General features: G+C 73.9%; 15 protein-coding genes. 8 read left to right on the top strand and 7 right to left on the bottom strand.

Going from position 1 to position 19,709, the window contains the following annotated elements; all coding sequences use genetic code 11:
- The first annotated feature begins 33 nt into the window (after positions 1-33).
- Positions 34-1,185 (top strand): site-2 protease family protein, encoded by a 1,152-nt coding sequence (locus tag DSM104329_RS04710; protein ID WP_259314238.1) that lies wholly within the window; start codon positions 34-36, stop codon positions 1,183-1,185.
- On the opposite strand, the gene DSM104329_RS04705 is transcribed toward DSM104329_RS04710, so the two are convergent.
- Entirely contained in the window at positions 1,169-2,710 is a 1,542-nt protein-coding gene (locus tag DSM104329_RS04705) for a GMC family oxidoreductase (RefSeq protein WP_259314237.1), read from the bottom strand. The genes DSM104329_RS04710 and DSM104329_RS04705 overlap by 17 nt on opposite strands.
- Positions 2,707-4,152: an aldehyde dehydrogenase family protein gene (locus DSM104329_RS04700; protein ID WP_259314236.1), complete on the bottom strand. Its 1,446-nt coding sequence runs from the start codon at positions 4,150-4,152 to the stop codon at positions 2,707-2,709. Before DSM104329_RS04700 ends, DSM104329_RS04705 begins: the two co-directional genes overlap by 4 nt.
- Before the next feature lie 143 nt (positions 4,153-4,295).
- Here DSM104329_RS04700 and DSM104329_RS04695 point away from each other — a divergent pair, with 143 nt between their 5' ends.
- From DSM104329_RS04695 to DSM104329_RS04675, 5 genes are all read left to right on the top strand, one after another.
- Positions 4,296-5,255: an AraC-like ligand-binding domain-containing protein gene (locus DSM104329_RS04695; protein WP_259314235.1), complete on the top strand. Its 960-nt coding sequence runs from the start codon at positions 4,296-4,298 to the stop codon at positions 5,253-5,255.
- Positions 5,256-5,343: 88 nt separating this feature from the next.
- Positions 5,344-7,041 (top strand): FAD-binding protein, encoded by a 1,698-nt coding sequence (locus tag DSM104329_RS04690; RefSeq protein ID WP_259314234.1) that lies wholly within the window; start codon positions 5,344-5,346, stop codon positions 7,039-7,041.
- A 3-nt stretch (positions 7,042-7,044) separates the two neighbouring features.
- Positions 7,045-8,208 (top strand): succinate dehydrogenase/fumarate reductase iron-sulfur subunit, encoded by a 1,164-nt coding sequence (locus DSM104329_RS04685; RefSeq protein WP_259314233.1) that lies wholly within the window; start codon positions 7,045-7,047, stop codon positions 8,206-8,208.
- Positions 8,205-9,122 carry a CoB--CoM heterodisulfide reductase iron-sulfur subunit B family protein gene (locus DSM104329_RS04680; RefSeq protein WP_259314232.1) on the top strand — a complete coding sequence of 306 codons (918 nt, stop codon included), beginning with the start codon at positions 8,205-8,207 and terminating at the stop codon, positions 9,120-9,122. The genes DSM104329_RS04685 and DSM104329_RS04680 overlap by 4 nt, the downstream gene beginning before the upstream one ends.
- A 1-nt stretch (position 9,123) precedes the next feature.
- Positions 9,124-9,330, top strand: coding sequence for a hypothetical protein (locus tag DSM104329_RS04675; RefSeq protein WP_259314231.1), 207 nt, complete (start codon positions 9,124-9,126; stop codon positions 9,328-9,330).
- A gap of 8 nt (positions 9,331-9,338) precedes the next feature.
- On the opposite strand, the gene DSM104329_RS04670 is transcribed toward DSM104329_RS04675, so the two are convergent.
- Positions 9,339-9,926, bottom strand: a complete 588-nt coding sequence (locus tag DSM104329_RS04670; RefSeq protein WP_259314230.1) for a response regulator transcription factor — start codon at positions 9,924-9,926, stop codon at positions 9,339-9,341.
- Positions 9,927-10,214: 288 nt separating this feature from the next.
- On the opposite strand from DSM104329_RS04670, the gene DSM104329_RS04665 reads away from it, so the two are divergent.
- Positions 10,215-11,507: an FAD-binding oxidoreductase gene (locus DSM104329_RS04665; protein WP_259314229.1), complete on the top strand. Its 1,293-nt coding sequence runs from the start codon at positions 10,215-10,217 to the stop codon at positions 11,505-11,507.
- Here the strand turns inward: DSM104329_RS04665 and DSM104329_RS04660 are convergent.
- The 4 genes from DSM104329_RS04660 to DSM104329_RS04645 form a co-directional block, all read right to left on the bottom strand.
- The gene (locus DSM104329_RS04660; protein WP_259314228.1) at positions 11,473-11,970 is read right to left on the bottom strand and encodes a Fur family transcriptional regulator; all 498 of its coding nucleotides are present in this window, start codon (positions 11,968-11,970) and stop codon (positions 11,473-11,475) included. The genes DSM104329_RS04665 and DSM104329_RS04660 overlap by 35 nt on opposite strands.
- Positions 11,971-12,003: 33 nt before the next feature.
- Complete coding sequence (locus DSM104329_RS04655; protein ID WP_259314227.1) at positions 12,004-13,518, bottom strand: HoxN/HupN/NixA family nickel/cobalt transporter; 1,515 nt, start codon at positions 13,516-13,518, stop codon at positions 12,004-12,006.
- Complete coding sequence (locus DSM104329_RS04650; protein WP_259314226.1) at positions 13,515-14,828, bottom strand: tetratricopeptide repeat protein; 1,314 nt, start codon at positions 14,826-14,828, stop codon at positions 13,515-13,517. Before DSM104329_RS04650 ends, DSM104329_RS04655 begins: the two co-directional genes overlap by 4 nt.
- Positions 14,829-14,898: 70 nt before the next feature.
- Positions 14,899-16,311, bottom strand: a complete 1,413-nt coding sequence (locus tag DSM104329_RS04645) for a DUF4331 domain-containing protein (protein ID WP_259314225.1) — start codon at positions 16,309-16,311, stop codon at positions 14,899-14,901.
- A 154-nt stretch (positions 16,312-16,465) separates the two neighbouring features.
- Here DSM104329_RS04645 and DSM104329_RS04640 point away from each other — a divergent pair, with 154 nt between their 5' ends.
- Positions 16,466-19,702 (top strand): BTAD domain-containing putative transcriptional regulator, encoded by a 3,237-nt coding sequence (locus DSM104329_RS04640; RefSeq protein WP_259314224.1) that lies wholly within the window; start codon positions 16,466-16,468, stop codon positions 19,700-19,702.
- Positions 19,703-19,709: the final 7 nt, after the last annotated feature.

The following is a 19,709-nucleotide window of genomic DNA, read 5'->3' as shown; positions in this document are numbered from 1 at the left end:
CGCCGCGCGCGGCGGACGTGGCACCATCAGGGCATGCCGACCGGCAGCTCAATCCAGCTCGTCCGCCTCTTCGGGATCCGGATCGGCGTCAGCGCGAGCTGGTTCATCGTGCTGTTCCTGTTCATCTTCCTGCTCTCGGACTCGTTTCGGAACGTGCTCGGGGGCTCGGACACGCAGGCCTACACGGTCGCGGTCATCGCGGCGCTGCTGTTCTTCGTCTCGCTGATCCTCCACGAGCTGGGGCACGCGCTGATCGCCCGCCGCAACGGCATCGAGGTGACGGGCATCGACCTGTGGTTCTTCGGCGGGATCGCGAAGATGAGCCGCGACTCGCACTCCCCCGGCGAGGAGTTCCGCATCGCCGCCGCCGGTCCCTTCGTGACGCTGCTGATCGTCCTGGTCTGCGTGGGCATCGGCGCGGCGCTCGACGGCCAGCGCTTCGTCGACGCCGCCGTCTTCGACCGGGGGGCCACCGCGAGGCCGGGGCTGGTGCTGCTCGCCTGGCTGGCGACGATCAACGCCGGGCTGTTCGTCTTCAACCTCGTGCCCGGCTTCCCGCTCGACGGCGGGCGCATCGCCCGCGCGATCGCGTGGAAGATCACCGGCGAGAAGGCGAAGGCGACCCGGTTCGCCGGCCGCAGCGGCCAGATCATCGCCTACGCGATGGCGGGCCTCGGCGTCTACCTGATGCTGCGCGGGCACGTCGCCAACGGCCTGTGGCTCGCCGTCCTCGCGCTCTTCCTCGCCCAGGCCGCGCGCGCCGCGGTCGTCCAGAGCGACATCGACGAGCGCCTCGAGGGCGTCACGGTCGGCGACGTGATGGATCCGCATCCGTTCACCGTCCCCGCCGACATGTCGGTCATCGACGCCTCCGAGCAGATCTTCGGCCCCCACGGCTGGCCGTGGGTGGCCGTGACCGAGACCGACGGCCGCTACGCCGGCGTCCTGCATCGCGAGGCGGTCGAGCGCACCCTGGCCTCGGGCCAGCCCGCGCTGGCCGCCCGGGAGGTGGTCCGCGAGGAGGGGTGGCGCTGGCAGATCGGCATCGACGAGCCGCTGGAGGAGCTGATCGGCACCGAGGGGCTGCGCAGCCTCGGCGCGGTGTTCGCCGTCGACCGCGACGGCATCCTGCGCGGCGTGGTGACGATCGACCAGGTCCGCCGGGCGCTCACGCCGACGCGCTGATCTCCGTGCCCGCCGCGGCGAGGATGGCGGCCGCGGCCTTCTCGCCGATCATCAGCGAGGGCGCGTTCGTGTTGCCCGACGTGACGAACGGCATGACCGAGGCGTCCGCCACGCGCAGCCCCTCGACGCCGTGGACGCGCAGGTCGGCGTCCACGACGGCGTCGTCGCCCGCCCCCATCCGGCACGTCCCGACCTGGTGGTGGTACGTGATCGCCGTGCGCCGCACGTAGTCGCGCAGCTCGTCGCGGGTGCGCACCCGCGGCCCGGGATAGAGCTCGCGATCCGTCCACTCGGCGAGCGCCGGCTGCCGGAGGATCTCGCGGCACATCTCGACGGAGTCGGTCAGCGTCTCGAGGTCGACGGCGCGGCTGAGCGTGCGCGGGTCCATGGCCGGCGGCTCGGCGGGGTCGTCGGAGCGCAGCCACAGCCGGCCGCGGCTGGCCGGGCGGATCAGGCCGCCCATGAGCGTGAAGCCGTCGGCCGGCCCGTCCATCCAGGCCGGGTCGTACATCGGCACGTGGAAGCCGATCGGCTGCGTGTCGGGCGCCGCAAGGCCGCCGCGGCTGCGCCAGAAGAGCTGCATGTGCAGCTGCTGCAGGCCCGGCAGGCACTCCGGCACGGGACGCGCCGCGGCGGCGATCACCGGCGAGAGCAGGTGGTCGTGGAGGTTCTCGCCGACCCCGGGCAGGTCGCAGCGCACGCCGATCCCGACGTCGAGCAGCGCGTCGGCGGGACCCACGCCCGAGCGCAGGAGCAGCTCCGGCGAGCCGATCGCGCCCCCGCAGACGACGACCTCGACGCCCGCCTCGATGGTCTCGGAGCGTCCGTCGCGCTCGACCTCGACACCGGTGCAGCGCGTGCCGTCGAAGCACAGCCGGCGAGCGGCGGCGTTGAGCACGACGGTGAGCCGCGGGTCGCCGGAGGCCGGGGTCACGAACGCGCTCGCGCCCGACTCGCGGCGCCCGTCGCGGATCGTGAGGTGGCAGAAGCCGACGCCGTCCTGCTCGGCGGCGTTGCAGTCCGCGTTGAACGCCAGGCCCGACTCGACCGACGCGTCGACCATCGCCCGCGTCAGCGGATGCGGGTCGTACTGCGAGATCACGCGCAGCGGTCCGCCCGTGCCGTGGTACTCGCTCTCGCCCGCGTCGAAGTCCTCGGAGCGCTTGAAGTACGGCAGCACGTCCTCGTAGCTCCAGCCGGGGCAGCCGAGCATCGACCAGGCGTCGTAGTCGGCGCGGTTGCCGCGCACGTAGATCATCCCGTTCAGCGCGCCCGACCCGCCCAGCACCTTGCCGCGCGGCCAGTGCAGCTGCCGCCCCGCGCACGCCTGCTGGGGCTCGGTCATGTACCCCCAGTCGACCTCGGAGAACCACAGCTCGTGCGCGCGGCCGGGCTCGTGGATCGCGGGCAGGACGTCCGCGCCGCCCGCCTCGAGCAGCGTCACGGTCGCCCCCGCGTCGAGCAGCCGGCGCGCCACCACCGAGCCGGCCGAGCCGGCGCCCACCACCACGTAGTCGCTGCTCATGACAGCGCCACGAAGACCGACTTGCGCTCCGTGTAGGCGTCGATCGCGTCCGGACCCATCTCCCGCCCCCATCCGCTCGTCTTGCGCCCGCCCCACGGCACCGCCGCGTCGGGCACCGGAAGCATGTTGACGTACACCGCGCCCGCGTCGATGCCCGCCGCCAGCTCGTGGGCGCGGGCGACGTCGCGCGTCCAGATCGCGGCGGCCAGCCCGTAGTCGGTGTCGTTCGCGCGGCCGGGCAGCTCGTCCTCGTCGTCGTAGCGCAGGACGCTCAGCACGGGCCCGAAGACCTCCTCGCGCGCGATCGCCATGTCGTCGGTGACGCCGGCGAAGACGGTCGGCTCGAAGAAGTGGCCGCCGTCGAGCGGACCGTCGACGCGCTCGCCGCCCGTGATGAGGTCGGCGCCCGACGCGATGGCGGCCCGGACGTGGCGCTCGACGCTCGTGCGGTGCGCGTCGGAGACCAGCGGGCCCAGCTCGGTGCTCGGGTGCAGGCCGGGCCCGAGCTGCAGCGCCCCGGCCGCCCGCGCCAGCTTCTCGACGAACTCGTCGTGGCGCGCGGAGTCGACGTAGAAGCGCGAGTACGCGGCGCAGACCTGGCCGCTGTTGAGCAGGCCGCCCTGGGCGCAGCCGGCCACGGCGGCGTCGATGTCGGCGTCGCGCGCGACGATGCTCGGCGCCTTGCCGCCGAGCTCGAGCGTCACCCGCTTGAGGTTGCCCGCGGACGCCCGGACGATCTCGCGGCCGGCCTCGGTCGAGCCCGTGAAGGAGACCTTGTCGACGCCGGGATGGCCGCTGAGCGCCCGGCCCACGGCGGGACCGCCGGTGAGGCAGTTCACGACGCCGCGCGGGACGCCCGCCTCCGCGATGAGCTCGCACAGGCGCAGCGACGTCAGGGGGGTCTGCTCGGCGGGCTTGAGGATGGCGGCGTTGGCGCACGCGAGGGCGGGCGCGAGCTTCCAGGCCGCGATCATCAGCGGGAAGTTCCACGGCGTGATGAGCGCGCACACGCCGACGGGCTCGCGGCGGGTGTAGGCCATGACCTGCGGGATGCCGACCGCGGGCACCGAGCCCTCGATCTTCGTGCACCACCCCGCGTAGTAGCGGAAGTGCTCGGCCGCCGAGGGCACACTGATCGCGCGGGAGACCGCGAGCGGCTGCCCCTGGTCGCGCGTCTCGAGCTCGGCCAGCTCGTCGCCGTTGGCCTCGATGAGGTCGGCGACCCGCCACAGCAGCCGCGCGCGTGCGGCCGGGAGCATGCTCGACCACGCGGGCGACCCGAGCGCCGCGCGGGCGGCCTGCACCGCGTCGTCGACGTCGGCGTCGCCCGCCTCCGCGCAGACGGCGAGCAGCTCGCCGCTGGACGGGTCGGTCGTCTCGAACTGCGCGCCGTCCGCGCTCGGCCGCCACTCGCCGGCGATCAGCAGTTGCTCTCGGGGCATGGCGGCGAACGTATGGACGGCCGGAAGCGCGGGCTTGACGGGGCGCGCACGGCGGTTGACCGCGCCTGCACGACCCGGTTGGCGCTGGACATCGCCCGGCGGGTGCGGTACTCACTGGCGGACCGGAGGAGAGGGGGAGCGGCATGACGGTCCACATCAGCACCGCGCTGGTGCAGCGCAACGAGCGGTTCGACTACTGGGCGGACGCGAGCTCGCGGATGTTCGCCCCGCTCGAGGGCGCGCCCGTGTCCGACTCCCCGTTCTGGGGCCGGATGGACACCCACGCGCTGGGCGCCGTGCAGCTGACGGACCTCGCCGCGACCGGCCACTCGGTCCACCGCAGCGCCCGCCACATCGCGGCCTATGACCCCGAGGTCTTCAAGCTCAGCCTCCAGCTGCGCGGCTCGTCGGTCATCAGCCAGCAGGACCGCGTCGCGCACCTGCGCCCGGGCGACATGACGCTCTACGAGTCGTCGCGGCCGTACTCGGTCCGCGGGATGGCGCCGTTCGAGATGGCGATCTTCGTCTTCCCGCGCAACCTGTTCCGGCTGTCGCTGCGGCGCATGGAGGGCCGGACGGCGACGCGGATCGCGGGCGACAGCGGGATCGCCGACGTCATCGGCCCGTTCCTGCGGGCGCTGACCGCGCGCGCATCCCGGGGCGAGCTGCCCGCCCGCTGCGACGAGCTCGGCGAGGGCGTCGTCGACCTCGTCAGCGCCCTGTACGCGCGCGGACCGGACGGCGAGCCGCCGGTGGGGCGCACCGAGCGCGACACGCAGCTCACGGCGATCAAGGCGTTCATCGAGGAGCACCTGCGCGACGACGACCTGTCGCCGGACCTGGTCGCCCGGGCCCACTACGTCTCCAAGCGCCACCTCTACAAGCTCTTCGAGACCGAGGACGTCGGCGTGTCGGAGTACATCCGCCATCAGCGCCTCGAGCGCTGCCGGCAGGACCTGCGCGACCCGGCCCTGGGGCACGAGTCGCTCTCGCGGATCGCCGCCGACTGGGGCTTCACGCGCGCGGAGCACTTCAGCCGCCTGTTCCGCAGCGCCTACGGCTGCTCCCCCAGCGAGTACCGGTCCGGGCGCGACATCCCCTGATCGGGCGCAATGCATCCCCTGAACGGGGGTGTGGAAGGGCGCCCGAAGCGGTGTTTTCGGGGCGCGGAGCGATATGGTCCGCCCCTCAATGCCCGCACATGACGTCCTCATCATCGGAGCCGGCCTCGCCGGCCAGCGGGCCGCCCTCGCCGCGGCCGACGCCGGCGCGACGGTGGCCATCATGAGCAAGGTCCACCCGGTCCGCTCACACTCGGTCGCCGCCGCCGGCGGCATCAACGCCGCGATCAACGTCGCCGACGACTGGCGCTCGCACGCGTACGACACGGTGAAGGGGTCCGACTTCCTGGGCGACCAGGACGCGATCGAGATCATGTGCAGCGAGGCGCCCAAGGAGGTCATGCACCTCGAGCACATCGGCGTCACGTTCCACCGCAACGAGACCGGCGAGCTCGACCTGCGCGCGTTCGGCGGCGCCTCGATGAAGCGCACCGCCTACGTGGCCGACATCACCGGTCAGGCGATCCTGCACGTCCTGTACGAGCAGATCATGAAGTACAGCGACCGGGTCGACCGCTACGAGGAGTGGTTCACCACCTCCCTCGTGCTCGACGACGACGGCGCCTGCGTCGGCGTCGTGGCGCGCGACATCCGCACGGGCGTCATGGAGACCTTCTCGGCCAAGAACGTGATCCTCGCGTCCGGCGGTGCGGGACAGTGCTTCAAGCCGACGACGAACGGGCTCATCTGCACCGGCGACGGCATCGCCCAGGCCTACCGGGCCGGCGCGCCGATCATGGACATGGAGATGATCCAGTACCACCCGACGACGCTGGTCGAGAACGGCTTCCTCATCACCGAGGGCGCGCGCGGCGAGGGTGCGCACCTGCTCAACGCGGCCGGCGAGCGCTTCATGGAGAAGTACGCGCCGAACAAGATGGAGCTCGCCTCGCGCGACGTCGTCTCCCGCGCCGAGCAGACCGAGATCAACGAGGGCCGCGGCGTCGGGCCCAACGGCGAGGGCATCTACCTCGACATCACCGTCGTGCCGAAGAAGCGCACGCTCGAGGCGCTGCGCGAGATCGTCAACATCGGCAAGGACTTCGCGGGCGTCGACATCACCGCCGAGCCGATCATGATCCGCCCCGGCCAGCACTACATCATGGGCGGCGTCAAGACCGACGTCGACGGCCAGGTCCCCGGGGTCCCCGGGCTCTACGCCGCCGGCGAGGTCGCCTGCGTCTCCGTCCACGGCGGCAACCGCCTGGGCGCCAACTCGCTGCTCGACACGCTCATCTTCGGCCGCCGCTCCGGCGAGCACGCCGCCGCGCGCGCCGCCGGGCTGCCGATGCCGGCGGCCTCCGAGGCGCAGATGCGCGACGACGCGGCCGAGATCGCCTCGATCATCGCGCGCCCACGCGAAGGACGCCGCATCTCGGAGATCAAGGACGAGCTCGGCACCACGATGAACGACAACGTCGCCGTGTTCCGCGACGAGGCCAAGCTCCAGCACGCCCACGAGGTGGTCCGCCGCCTCAAGGAGGAGGCGAAGACCGCCTACATCGACGATCGCGGCACGGTGTTCAACCAGGACGTCCTCGGCGCGATCGAGCTGGGCTACATGCTCGACTGCTCGGAGGCGACCGTGGTGGCCGCCATCGAGCGCAAGGAGTCGCGCGGCGCGCAGTTCCGGACCGACTACCCGGAGCGCAACGACGACGAGTGGCTCAAGCACATCGACATCAGCCGCAACGGGGATGACACGCCTCACATCTCGTACTCCGAGGTGACGTTCACCCAGTGGCAGCCCGAGGAGCGCAAGTACTAGACCATGGCTGAATTCACCCTGCGCCTGCGTCGCTACGACCCCGAGTCCGGCGCCGCGCCCTACTGGGACGAGCACACGATCGATCTCGAGCCGCACCGTTCGGTGCTCGAGGGCATCCTGCAGGCGAAGGCGCGCTTCGACGGGTCGATCGGCATCCGCTGCTCGTGCAAGGCGGCGATCTGCGGCTCCTGCGGCGTGCGGATCAACGGCCAGCCCGGCCTGGCCTGCCACACGCACCTCGACCACGCCCTGCGTGGTGCCCGCGACGGCGTCATCGAGGTCGAGCCGATGGGCAACATGCCCGTCATCAAGGACCTGATCGTCGACATGGACGCGGTCCACTGGAAGAAGATCCACCGCGTCACGCCGTGGCTCATCAACAAGGAGCCGATCCCGGAGCGCGAGTACGTCGTCCCGCGCGAGTCGATGGTCGACATCACGCAGTCGATGGCGTGCATCCAGTGCGGCGCGTGCGTGTCGGACTGCCTGTCGATGGAGGTCGACCCGCTGTTCGTGGGCCCGGCCGCCTCGGCGAAGGCCTACCGGTTCGTCGGCGACCCGCGCGACGCGCAGCAGTTCGAGCGTCTGCAGGACCTCGCCGAGGACCCGCACGGCATCTACGACTGCACCCACTGCTTCAAGTGCATCGACGCGTGCCCGAAGGGCGTGGCGCCGATGAGCCAGATCATGCGCCTGCGCCGCCGCGCCGGGAACGACCACCACATCAAGGACCGCAACAACGGCGAGCGCCACGAGTCGGCGTTCGTGACGCTGATCAAGGACTACGGGCTGCTGCACGAGGCCGAGCTGCTGCCGCGCTCCTACGGCGGCGACTCCTGGTTCGGCAAGTTCCACCCGAAGGCGGGCGCGGAGCTCCTGGACTCGCTTCCCGCGATCACCAAGGCGGTCATGCGCCGCAAGGTGTCGATCAAGGGCGCGCTGCTCGGCCACAAGATCCCCAAGGCGGACCTCAACGCCGTCCAGCGGATCTACAAGAAGATCGAGGGCCGCGACGAGCGCCTCGAGCTCAACCTCTACATCACGGGCTACGACGAGGACGTGGACGGCGCCGAGACGCCCCCCGCGACCGCCGCGACCGGTGCCGGCCAGCCCGGCGCGGAGCCGGGCCAGCCCGGCCAGACCCCCGAAGGGAGCCCGTCGCGATGAAGGTCGCCTACTGGCCCGGCTGCGTGAGCCGCGGCTTCACCCCCGAGCTGCACGGCTCGATGGCGAAGATCGCCCCGCTGCTCGACATCGAGCTGATCGAGCTGGACCGCGGCTCGTGCTGCGGCGCCGGCGTCATCGCGGAGCACAGCCAGGAGCTCGCCGACACGCTGAACGCGCGCACGTTCGCGCTGGCGCAGCAGACGGACGGGCACATGATGATGAACATCTGCTCGACCTGTCAGGGCGCGCAGACGGAGTGCCAGGAGCGCCTCGACGCCAACGCCGAGTACCGCGCGATCGTCAACGAGACGCTCTCCGAGGACGGCCTGACCTACGAGAAGGGCATCACGAACAAGAACCTCCTGTGGCTGCTGGTCGAGGACTTCGGCCTCGACGAGCTGCGCAGCCGGGTCAAGCGCCCGCTGACGAACCTGCGCGTCGGCCCGTTCTACGGCTGCTACATCGTGCGCCCGGAGGACCGGCTCGGAATCGACCACGTCAAGCCGCGCGACACGTACCTCTCGCTGCTGATCGAGGCGCTCGGCGGCACGGTCATCGAGTACGCCGGCATGCACAAGTGCTGCGGCTTTCCGATCGTGACGATGAACAAGGAGGCCTCGCTCAAGCAGGCGGGCCGCCACCTCGGGGACGCGAAGGACGCCGACGCCGACTGCGTCGTCACGCCCTGCCCGCTGTGCCATCTGAACCTCGACCTCCAGCAGCCCGGCGCGGAGAAGATCACGGGCCGCGTGCTCGACATGCCCGTCCTGCACCTGCCGCAGCTGGTCGGCCTCGCGCTCGGCCTGTCGCCGAAGGATCTCGGCCTGGGCCGCCACGTGGTCAAGCCGACGTCGGTCATCGACTGGTCCAGCTCCGTGGTCGCGGGCGTCGGGGCCGGCGACCGCGGCTGGTGACGTGCGGCTGAGCGAGGAGCTCGCCCGGATCCTCCCGGCGCGCCGCAAGCGGCGGCCCGCCGACCAGGCGCCCCGCGAGATCGTGCCCGCGCGGAGCGTCGCGGGCGGGCGGGCGCAGGACCCGGAGCCGACGGACGACGCCGACCCGTTCGACGCGGCGCGCGAGCGGCTGCGGTCGCGCATCCCGCCGCCCGGCGACGTTCGGTAGCCCGCGCCTCAGCGGTCCGCGAGCTCGCGCCGTGTGCGGACGCCGAGCTTGCGGTAGATGTTGCGCGCGTGGGTGCGGACCGTCTCGACGCCCACCTGCAGCGCCAGCGCGATCTCGGCGTTCGAGCGGCCGTCCTGCAGCAGCGCCAGGACGTCGGACTCCCGCGCCGTGAGCGGCTCGGGACCGCTCGACGCGAGGGCCGCGTCGGCCGGCCTGGCGCGCGGCAGCACCTGCAGGCCGCGGGAGGCGAGGTGGATCGCGTTGAGGACGTCGCGCGCCTGGGTCTCCTTCGACAGGCACGCCGTCGCGCCGAACGTGAGCATCTGGTTGGCCTCGGCCGCGGTGGGGCGGCTCGCGAGGACGACGAGGCGCGTGCCCGGATGCGCCGAGTGCAGCTCGTGGACCTCGAACGGGGTGCGCAGCGAGCCGTAGTTGAGCAGCGCGACGTCCGGCTGTCGCTCGCCCAGCACCGCCTGCAGCCCGTCCGGGTCGAGGTCCTCGGCCACGACCTGGAGGTTCGGGTCGTCGTCGATGAGCGCCGTGAGCCCACGGGCGATGAGGTCCTCGAAGCGGGACAGGGCGACGGTGGCGGGCATCTACGAGCTTATCGGCAGATCGAGACGAAAGGGTGAGGCGGTCCTCACCCTAGCGTCTCCCCTTCGCCTCCCCCGGGCGTCCCCCGATCCCCTCCCCCCAAGATCACCCTCGCCGGGTGACGACATGGGGCGCCCGGAACGCGATGATGGTCCCCGTCGTCATCGAGCTTCTCGACGGGACGCGTTCAAGGGGTACAGCTGTGACGAAGGGGCCCTCCGGGGCCCCTTCCTCGTTCCCGCCCGGCGCGGCAAGCAGGCGGCAAGCGGTGCCCGCCATGGTGTACGGCGATGAGAACCCTCGACGAGATCCTCGTCGCGGTCGACCGCGCATACGAGGTGCACCCCCAGGCCGGCGAGCCCGCTGACGGCGCGGTGCCCGTGGCGCTCGGCCTGCCCGAGTCCGTCGAGGAGGTGTGCGCGCTCGTCGACCATGCCCGCACGGAGGGGTTGCGCATCGCGGTCCACACCACCGGGCGCGGGGTGCGCCAGACGGGACCGCTCGACGAGACGCTGCTCATCCGCATGAGCGGCCTGACCGGCGCGACGCTCGACGCGCGCGCCGAGGTCGTGCGCGCCGCCGGCGGCTGCCTGTGGTCGGACGTCTCGCGCGTCGCCGCCCCCGCCGGGCTGGCGGCGATGGCGGTGACCACGGCCTCGGTCGGCGTCGCCGGCTCCGTGCTCGCCGGCGGGGTCGGCTGGCTGAGCCGGCGCCACGGGCTGGCGTCGGAGAGCGTCCGGGCGGTCGAGCTCGTCACCGGCGACGGGCGCATCGTGCGCGCCGACGCCGACCACGAGCGCGACCTGTTCTGGGCGCTGCGCGGCGGCGGGGGCGGCCTCGGGGTCGTGACCGCGGTGGAGCTGAGGGTCGTCGCGACGGGCACGATGCACGCGGGGGTGCTCGCGTGGCCGGGGCGCCACGCCCCCGAGGTCCTGCACGCCTGGCGCGCGTGGACCCACGGCGCTCCGCGCGAGGCGACGAGCATCGCCCGGCTGGTCGGCGGCGGCGCCGACGCGCCGACCGCCTACGTCGAGGCGGTGGTGCTCGACGGTCCGCAGGCGAGCGCGGCGCTGCTGGCCCCGCTGCGCGCGCTGGGCCCGGAGGGCGACACGTTCGCCTCGTGCGCCCCGCCGGTGCTCGACCGCCTGCACTTCGACGTCCTCGGCCGTCGCCCCGTCCTCTACGACCACCTGCTGCTCGACCAGCTGCCGCACGAGGCCGTCGACGCGCTGCTCGACGTCGCCGGCCCCGCCGCACGATTCCCGATGCTCGACGTCGAGCTGCGCCACCTCGGCGGCGCGCTGAACGACCGCGGACGCGACTGCGGCGCCCTGGGCGCGCTCGACGCCGACTACCTGCTCGTCGTCGCCGCGGACCCGTCGGCGGCGCAGATCGTCCGCGACGTCGTCGACGCGATGTCGCCGTGGGCGGCCGGCCACATCTTCCCGAGCTTCGCCGGCGCCGAGACGGCCGAGGACGACGTGTTCGTCTCCGCGTCGCTGCGCCGGCTGTCCGCCGTCAAGGCGCTCTACGACCGCGAGGACCGCTTCACGTCGGCGCTGGCGCCGAGCCCGGTGCGCTGAGCGCGCCCGTGTCGCTCCGGCAGGACCGGCACAGCCCGACGATCGGGAAGTGCACGAAGCACGCCTCGTAGCCGAAGCGCTCGCGGATGAGGCCGCGCACGCCGTCGAGCTCGGCCGGGACGAGCGCGCGGAAGTCGCCGCAGCGCTCGCAGGTCAGGTACTCGCGGTCGCCGCCGGTCGTCAGCGCGTAGAGCCCGGGGCCGTGGCCGAGGTGCACGTGGCGCACGATCCCCGTCTGCTCGAGGACCTCGAGGTTGCGGTAGACCGACGCGAGGTCCGAGCACGGGACGCGGCCCCCGATGCCGCCCGCGATCTGCTCGGCCGACATCGGGCCGTCGGCGGCGCACAGCGCCTCCAGCACGAGGCGGCGGGCGGCCGACAGCCGCAGGCCCACGTCGCGGAGGTGGTCGAACGCGGTCTGCAGGGTGGAACCGGGGCGAGACCGGAGGGTGGCGACGGTCACGTTCCTCTATAACGCGCGACCGCCCCCGGCGGATCACAGCACGCCGTGAACCGCCCGCACGGTGAGGACGAGGCCGAGCCCGACGATGAGCAGCGTCGAGAGCGCCGGGAGGACGGCGACGGCTCCCGAGGGCACCGGCAGCCGCGCGCCGGCCGACCGCACGCCGACGACCGCGAGCCCGAGCCCGACGAGCGTCGCCGCGAGCCCGAGCGAGAACACGACGATCAGCAGCACGCCGAGGGCGAGCCGGTGCTGGGCGACCGCCGCGAGGAGCACGACGAGCGCGGACGGGCAGGGGATCAGGCCGGCCGAGGCGCCGAGCGCGATCAGCGAGCGGGAGGTGATCCGCTCGGGGGGAGCGTGCGTGTGGGTGTGGCCGCCATGGTCGTGGTCGTGCGCGTGAGGGTGATCGTGGGCGTGGTCATGCGCGTCGCGGTGATCGTGGTCGCGGTCATGCGCGTCGCGGTGACCGTGCGCGTGGTCATGCGCGTCGCGGTGATCGTGCGCGTGGTCGTGCGCGTGGCGGTGATCGTGGTCGTGCCGGGCCCGCCTCGCCCGCGCCCACCGCACCCGCGAGCGCAGCACCGCCGCCCCCACTCCGAGCACCAGCACGCCCGAGACGAGGTTCAGCCACGGATACAGGTCCTCGGGCAGCACGTACGCCGACAGCGCCAGCGTCACGAGTCCCAGGGCGAAGACCCCGGCGGTGTGGGTGATCGTCACCGTCGCCCCGAGCGCGACCGCATGGCGCGCCGTGCCGCGCGTCCCGACGAGATACGCGGCGACCATGCCCTTGCCATGTCCCGGCGACAGCGCGTGGATGGCACCCCAGGCGAACGCGGCGAGCAGCAGCACGACGATCGCGCCGCGCCCGTCGAGGGCCCGCTCGAACACGCCGGCGAACCCGTCGCCCGAGGTGTTCGTCGTCGTCGTGCTGACCGGCGGGCCGCCCGGCGCCTGCACGGTGCCCGCCCCCGGCGCGACGGCCAGCGTCGCGGTGCGGACGTCCGACGGGCTCGTCAGCAGATCGGTCGGGTACCGGCGCAGCCCGCCGGTGGGGTCGGCGGTCGGCACGCTGGAGCGCACCGCGGTGCCGGCGCCCGGCGCGGCGACGACCGCCTTCCATCCCACCCGGCCGGGGAAGGTCCCGTCGTGCACGGCCACCGCATGCGCTCCGCGCGCCGGCGCCGTCAGCGCCACCTCCAGCCGCGTCGTCGGCAGGGCGCCCTGGCCGCGCGGGTGCGTCAGCCGGGGCGTCCTCGTCACGTGCAGCGCGACCGGCCGCCCGTCGACCCGCACGACGAGCCCGCGACGCACCTCGCCGAGCTTGCGGGCGAGCACGGCCGAATCGGCGAGCCCGCGCTCCTGGAACGTCGGGATCTCGGCCTGGTCGAGGATGTACCGGGCGCCGACCTGCTCGCTCGACACGCTCACCTGGACGAGGTGGTTGACCGAGAAGTTCCCGAGCGGGTGCGCCGACGCGCCCGGTGCGCTCACGAGCGACGCGAGCACCGCAGCGACCGCGATCCCGAGGAGCAGCCGCTTCATCGCAGCGCCTCCAGGGCGTGCCGCGCGCGCGGCGCGTACAGCGGCGACCACCGCGGGTTGCCGGCCAGGCTCGCACGCAGCAGGCGGCGCGCGTCGCCGCGCTCGCCCGCCCGCGCCGCCGCCATCCCGGCGTGGTAGAGGAACGCCGCATCGCGCGAGCCGAGCCGCAGCGCGCGCCGCGCCCAGCGCAGCCCCTCGGCCGGCCGGCCGGCCCGCGTCAGCGACCACCCGAGCGCGTCGGCGGCGCGGACGCTGGGAGCCTGGGCCCACGCCGCGCGGGCGAGCGTCACCGCGCGGCCCGGCGACCCGTGGTCGGCCTCGAACAGCGCGAGGTCCACGTCGGTGTCGACCCCGGCGGCGCGCAGCAGGCGCTCCTGCGCGCCGACCAGCGCCAGGTCGCGCCGCGCCGCCCGGACCCGCCCGGCGGCGAGCTCGGTCTCGCCCAGCGCCACCGCGTACTGGGGCAGCGGCAGGGACTCGACGACCCCCCGCAGGCGCGCGATGGCCCGCGGCAGCCGGCCTCGCGCCGCCTCCACGCGCGCGAGGCCGGCCTGGGCCGGAACGTAGCCGGGGTCCTGGGCGAGCGCGGACCGGCTCGCCCGCTCGGCGCCCGCCAGGTCGCCGCGGGCGAACGCCAGGGCGCCCACCAGGGTCTGCACGTACGCGACGTTCTCCGGCGCGCCGCCGCCGGCCGTCACGGCCAGGCGCATCGCCTTCTCCGCGCCGGCGAGGTCGCCGTGCAGCTCGCGGAAGTACGACACGCGCGCGTAGGAGGCGAGGTCGGGCTTGCGGTCGACCATCTCCTGCAGCGTCCGCGCGGCCGCGCCGTAGCGGCCGAGCTCGACCTGCGCGTCGACGACGACGCCGAGCGGGGCCACGAGGGCCGGCGCCGCCCGGCGGGCCGCCTCGCCCAGGCGCAGGGCGCCGCGGAAGTCGTGGCGCGCCAGGGCGAGCGTGCCCCCGGCGGTCAGGGCGTCGGGCGAGCGGGGGTCGAGGCGCAGCGCGCGCCGCAGGACGCCGTCCGCGCGCGCGTAGAAGGAGGGATCGCCCGTCTCGCGCACCCGCTGCAGGTAGGCGGAGCCGAGCGTGGCGAGCACGAGCGCGCTGCCGGGGTGCGCGCGCGCCTCGCCCTGCAGGCGGGCGATGGCGGCGGTCGTCGAGCGGCCCGAGGGCGCGGACGCTGCGCGCGGCGCGGCCGGCGCCGGCCCGCCGCCCCCACGCAGGAGGGCGAAGACGGCGAGGGCGGCGAGCAGGGCGAGCCCCGCGGCGGCGAGGAGCGGAAGCAGGGTGCGGTGGCGGGTGATGATCATGGAGGCGGAGGGGTCGGCCGGTGCGGAGCCCCGCCGCACGGCGCGGCGGGGCCCCACGGTCGGCATGTCGCTAGGGCTGCGCGGGGGTCGGGTCGTGGACCGGCTCCGTGCGCTTCGGCTGCGAGTCCAGCCCGGACGTCGGCGGCGCGACGTACGGGAACGAGGGCAGGAACGCCTTGTCGTTGGCGTCCACGCCGTCGCCGAGCGGCAGCTTGTTGCCCACCAGGAACCCGCCGACGACGCGCTCGGAGATGTCGACCACGTCATCGCCCAGCCGCCGGCCGTTCGGGAAGCCGGCGTTGTCGCCCGCCAGCACGCCGAAGCGGTTCTGCGTGCCCGACGGCGGCACGCCGAGGTTGATCTTCAGCGTGTCGGCCGGCACCGCGTCGGGCGCGATCCGCGTGACGTTCGGAATGCCCGCCAGCAGCGCGGTCACGATGTCGGTGCGGTTCGTCTCCGGCACGTTCAGGCCCGGGTACAGCAGGTTGATGAGCTTCGCGAGCTCCGGGTTCAGCACGTACTGCCCGTACAGCGCGGCGTCACGATGCGGCCGGGTCGCGTTGAACTGGTCCTTCTTGCCCAGCGGGATGACGACCTCGTTGACGAGCGGGTTGCCGAGCCGGCTGACCTGGACCCACCGCGCCCCGCCGCCGTGGCGACCGACCGTCAGGCGCCGGCGCTCGGTGCTCGACCAAACTCCGACCACGGCGTTTGCCGCGCTGGGACCGGAGACCGCCTTCCCGTCGCGCGTGACGTCGGACTCCGGGAGCTGGAGCACGATCGAGTGGACGTTGTAGCCCGCCAGGTCGTCCTTGCCGCCGCCGGCGTTGCCCGTGCCGTTGCGGATCGTCAGCGCGTCGAACGTGCCGCCGAGGTCGACGAAGAACGGATCGTCGCGCTGGCCGGCGAACACCTTGCCGCCGCCCGGCAGCGAGTGGATGGCCTGCGCGGCGAGCGCGTCGTAGTTCGGCATCGTCTTCGGGCCGATGTCGTTCGGCGCGGTCGGGATGCCGCGGGCGATCGTCCGCGCGCCCGTCTCCCGGCCGTTGCGATACGTCTCGCGCGTGACCGAGTAGGTCTGCACGATGTTCAGGTTCGGCGAGTCGATCGAGTCGACCGTCGGGGCCGCGTACAGGAACGAGTCCGGGTTGCGGATCTTCGTCTTGAAGCGGAACAGGTACTTGACGTCCGCCCTGCCGTCGCCGGTGTTGTCGACGTTCAGGTAGTAGTGGGCGGCGTCGTCGAACCGGTAGAAGTTCGGGCCGCCCGCCGGATCCTCGAACGGGATCCAGTTGCTGACCAGCGTCACGGAGCCGGGTGCGTCGTCGGCGGTGAACGCGTACAGGTCGGTGTCGTCCGCGGTCGGGTCCAGCGACGACTGGGGAGCCTCGCGATGGCTGGAGCCGAATCCGGCGGTCACCGCCAGGGCCGCCGCGATGAGCGCCGCGGCGAGCGCGACCACGAACGTGGATCGCTTGCGCATCGTACTTCCTCCTCTCGGGGGGACGGATGGACCGCGAACGTACTCCGGTTGGAGATGAAATGCCTGCAAAAGAGCTCTTTCTGCGGCTCTCTCGCAACTGCGACCGATCCGCAGTTGGCGGTGATCCGCGCGGCCGGTTAGCCTGCATCCGGCCATGGCGGGCATCAGCGCAACGACGGCTTCGTTCGTCCAACGTCCGGAGCTGGTGGCCCGTGTGCGCGGCGCCCTCGAGCACGGCTCGGTCGGGCTCGTCGCCGGCGCGGGCTACGGCAAGACGCTGCTCGTCGAGGAGGCGCTCGAGGGCCGGACCGCGGCCTGGCTGAGCTGCCGCGGGCGCGACACGAAGGTCGACCGGCTCATGGTGGACGCGCTGCAGGCCATCCGCCGCGCCGTGCCGGGGGCCGCCGACGTGCTGATCGAGACGGTGAGCACGGCGGGCGAGGCGCCATCGCCGCTGGAGGTCACCCGCGCCCTGCTCGACGAGCTCGACAAGCTGCTGGTCGAGCCGCTCATCTTCGTCATCGACGACGCCGAGGAGCTCGCCGACGCCGGCGGGACGCTGCGGCTGCTCGAGCAGCTCGTCGACACGGAGCACTCGCGGCTGCGCATCGTGGTCTGCACCCGCCGGCCGCTCAACCTGCGGATCGCCCGCGCCCAGGCGTCGGGACGCATCACGCTCATCGACGAGAGCGACCTGGCGTTCGGCGCCGAGGAGTCCGCGCTGGTCCTCGAGTCCCAGCTGGGCCGGGCCCCCACCGACGGCGAGGTCGACGAGGTCATGCAGAGGACGCTGGGCTGGCCGCTCGGCGTCGTGCTCGGCTCGACGATCGGCAACTCGAACGGCGCGATCGCCCGCTTCCTGGCCGAAGAGGTCCTCGGCCCGCTGGACGGCGAGCTGCGCGCGGCGATGCTCGCGTCCAGCGCGGTGGACGAGCTGACGCCGGCGATGTCCGCGGCGCTCGGCCTGCCGGCCGACCTCGCCAACCGTCTCGGCCGGCTCGGCGTCCTGCTGCGGCCGGTCCCCGGGCGCCCGGGGACCGTCGCCTACCACCCGCTGCTGCACGAGCACCTGCGCGAGCAGTGGGAGCTGGAGGCCCCGGCCGAGGAACGGGCGCGCACGCTGATCTCGGTGGGCACGCAGCTCTCCAGCGAGGGCCGTGTCGGCGAGGCGGTCGACGCGTTCCTCGCCGCCCGGGCGCCCGAGCGCGCGCTGGAGGTGCTCGACCAGCACGCGACCGTCCTCGTGCGCACGACGCCGGGCGGCGTCGAAGCCTGGCTGGACGCGCTGCCGCCGGAGCTCCGGGCCGACCCGCGCGCGTCCGCGGTCGCGGGGCGCCTGCGCGCCGCCGCGGGTCTGCACGAGGACGCCGTGCCGCGCCTGCGCGCGGCGGTGGCCCAGGATGACGACGAGGCGGCGTCCGCGGCGGCGGCCGAGGCGGCGGAGAGCCTGTACTGGCTGGGGCGGCTGCCCGAAGGGCTCGAGCTGCTGCTCAGCCTCGAGCGGCCGACGGTCCAGGCGCAGATCTGGACGGCGGTGCTGTACGGCTCCAGCGGCCGGCTCGACGAGGCGACAGCCGTGCTCGAGGCCGTCGACCGCCGGCCCGACGCCGCGGTCTTCGCCGGGCTGCGCACGCTCGCGGAGACGTACATCAGCCTTCCCGACGGGCGCCACGAGGAGCTCCTCGCGGCGCTGCGCCGGCGCCTGGAGACCCTCACCGACGACCGCCGCTCGACACACCGCCCCGAGTACCTCGCGGGGTTCAGCGCCTTCACGCTCGGCGACGCGGGCATGCCGGACGCCGGCATCGCGCTCACCGACCTGCTGTTCGCGGAGGCCGCGCGCTCCGGGATCCCGAGCTTCATCCGCGCCGAGACGCACGCGCTGCGCGCCTTCCTGCTGTCGCTCGACGGCCGGACGGCCGAGGCGGAGGTGGCACTGGGGGCGATCGGCGAGGGCGTGGCCACCGACGGCTGGGCCCCGGGCATCGCCGAGTGCGCGATGGCCGCGTGCCTGCTCGCCCGCGGCGAGCGCGCCGGCGCGTACGCCCTGGCCGAGCGGGCGATGGCGCGCATGGAGCCGGCGCCGCTGCCGTTTCGCCAGTTCGTCTCGCATGCGCTCGTGCCGACGATCGCCGCCGCCGCCTCGCCCGACCGCGCGCACCGCCTGGCGCGCCTGACGCTCGCCTGGCTGGAGGAGACGTACGGCCCGGACCACGGCTCGTATCACCGGGCGCGCTCGCTGGCCCTGTGCGCGTGGACGCGCAACCTCATCGGCGACGTGCCGGGCGCGGGCGAGGACATGCGCCGTGCGCTCGAGCTGGCCGGCGACGCCGCCCCGATGCTCGTGCGCGCCGAGTGGCGGCGCCTGGAGGAGCTCTTCTCGGACCTGATGGCGGCGGGCGAGCTCGATCCGGCGGTCGCGCTGGATGCGGCCGAGCGCGTCTTCCCCGGCGGCGAGGAGCTGGCCGGGTTCGCCGAGCATCCTCGCGCCGACGTGCGCGCGCGCGCCGCACGGACGCTGGGCTCGTCGGGTCATCCGCGAGCGGAGATCCTGCTCGACGCGCTCGAGAAGGACGACGACCCCGAGGTCGTCGAGGCGGCGAAGGGGGCGCGCGCGACGGGCCGGCGCTTCCCGCCGTCGCGGACGATCACCCTGTTCGGCGGCTTCTCGCTGCGGCGGGGCAACTGGGTGGTCGACGAGCGCGCCTGGGGCCGGCCGACCACGGCGCGCCTCGTCCGCGTCCTGCTCACCCAGCGCGGCGCGTTCATGCCGGAGGAGGAGCTCCTGGAGGCGCTGTGGCCCGACAAGCCGCCGAAGTCCGCGCGCTCCTCGATCCAGGTCGCGGTGTCCCGCGCCCGATCGGTGCTCGACGTGGCGGGCGCCGAGCAGAGCGTGATCCAGTACAGCGAGCGCGCCTACCGGCTCGTGCTCGACGATCGTGACCGGGTCGACACCGAGCTGTTCGGCGCGACCGCCGCCGCGGCGCTGGTCGCCAAGGGCGCCACGCAGATCCGGCTGCTCGAGACGGCGGTGGCGCTGTGGACCGGCGAGCCGATGCCCGAGGAGCGCTACAGCGACTGGGCGCAGAGCTGGCGCGAGAACCTCGTCGGGCGCTACGCGCAGGCGCTCACGACGCTCGTCGACCTGCGCGGGCGCGCCGGCAACCATGCGGCCGCGGCGGCGGCGGCCGGCCGGCTCGTCGGCCTCGACCCGCTCGACGAGGGCGCCCAGCGGCTGCTGATCACCGCGCTGGCGCGGTCGGGCAACCGGGCGCGCGCGCTGCGCCAGTACCTCGCGTGCCGCAAGCAGCTCGTCGACGAGCTCGGGATCGAGCCGAGCGAGCCGACCCGGGACCTGCAGCGCCGCGTGCTGGCCGGGCTGCCGGTGTAGTGGTTCG

Origin of the sequence: Capillimicrobium parvum (assembly GCF_021172045.1) — a bacterium.
Lineage (GTDB): Bacteria > Actinomycetota > Thermoleophilia > Solirubrobacterales > Solirubrobacteraceae > Capillimicrobium > Capillimicrobium parvum.
The sequence above is the reverse complement of the archived record's forward strand: the minus strand, read 5'-3'. Positions and strand labels throughout refer to the sequence as shown.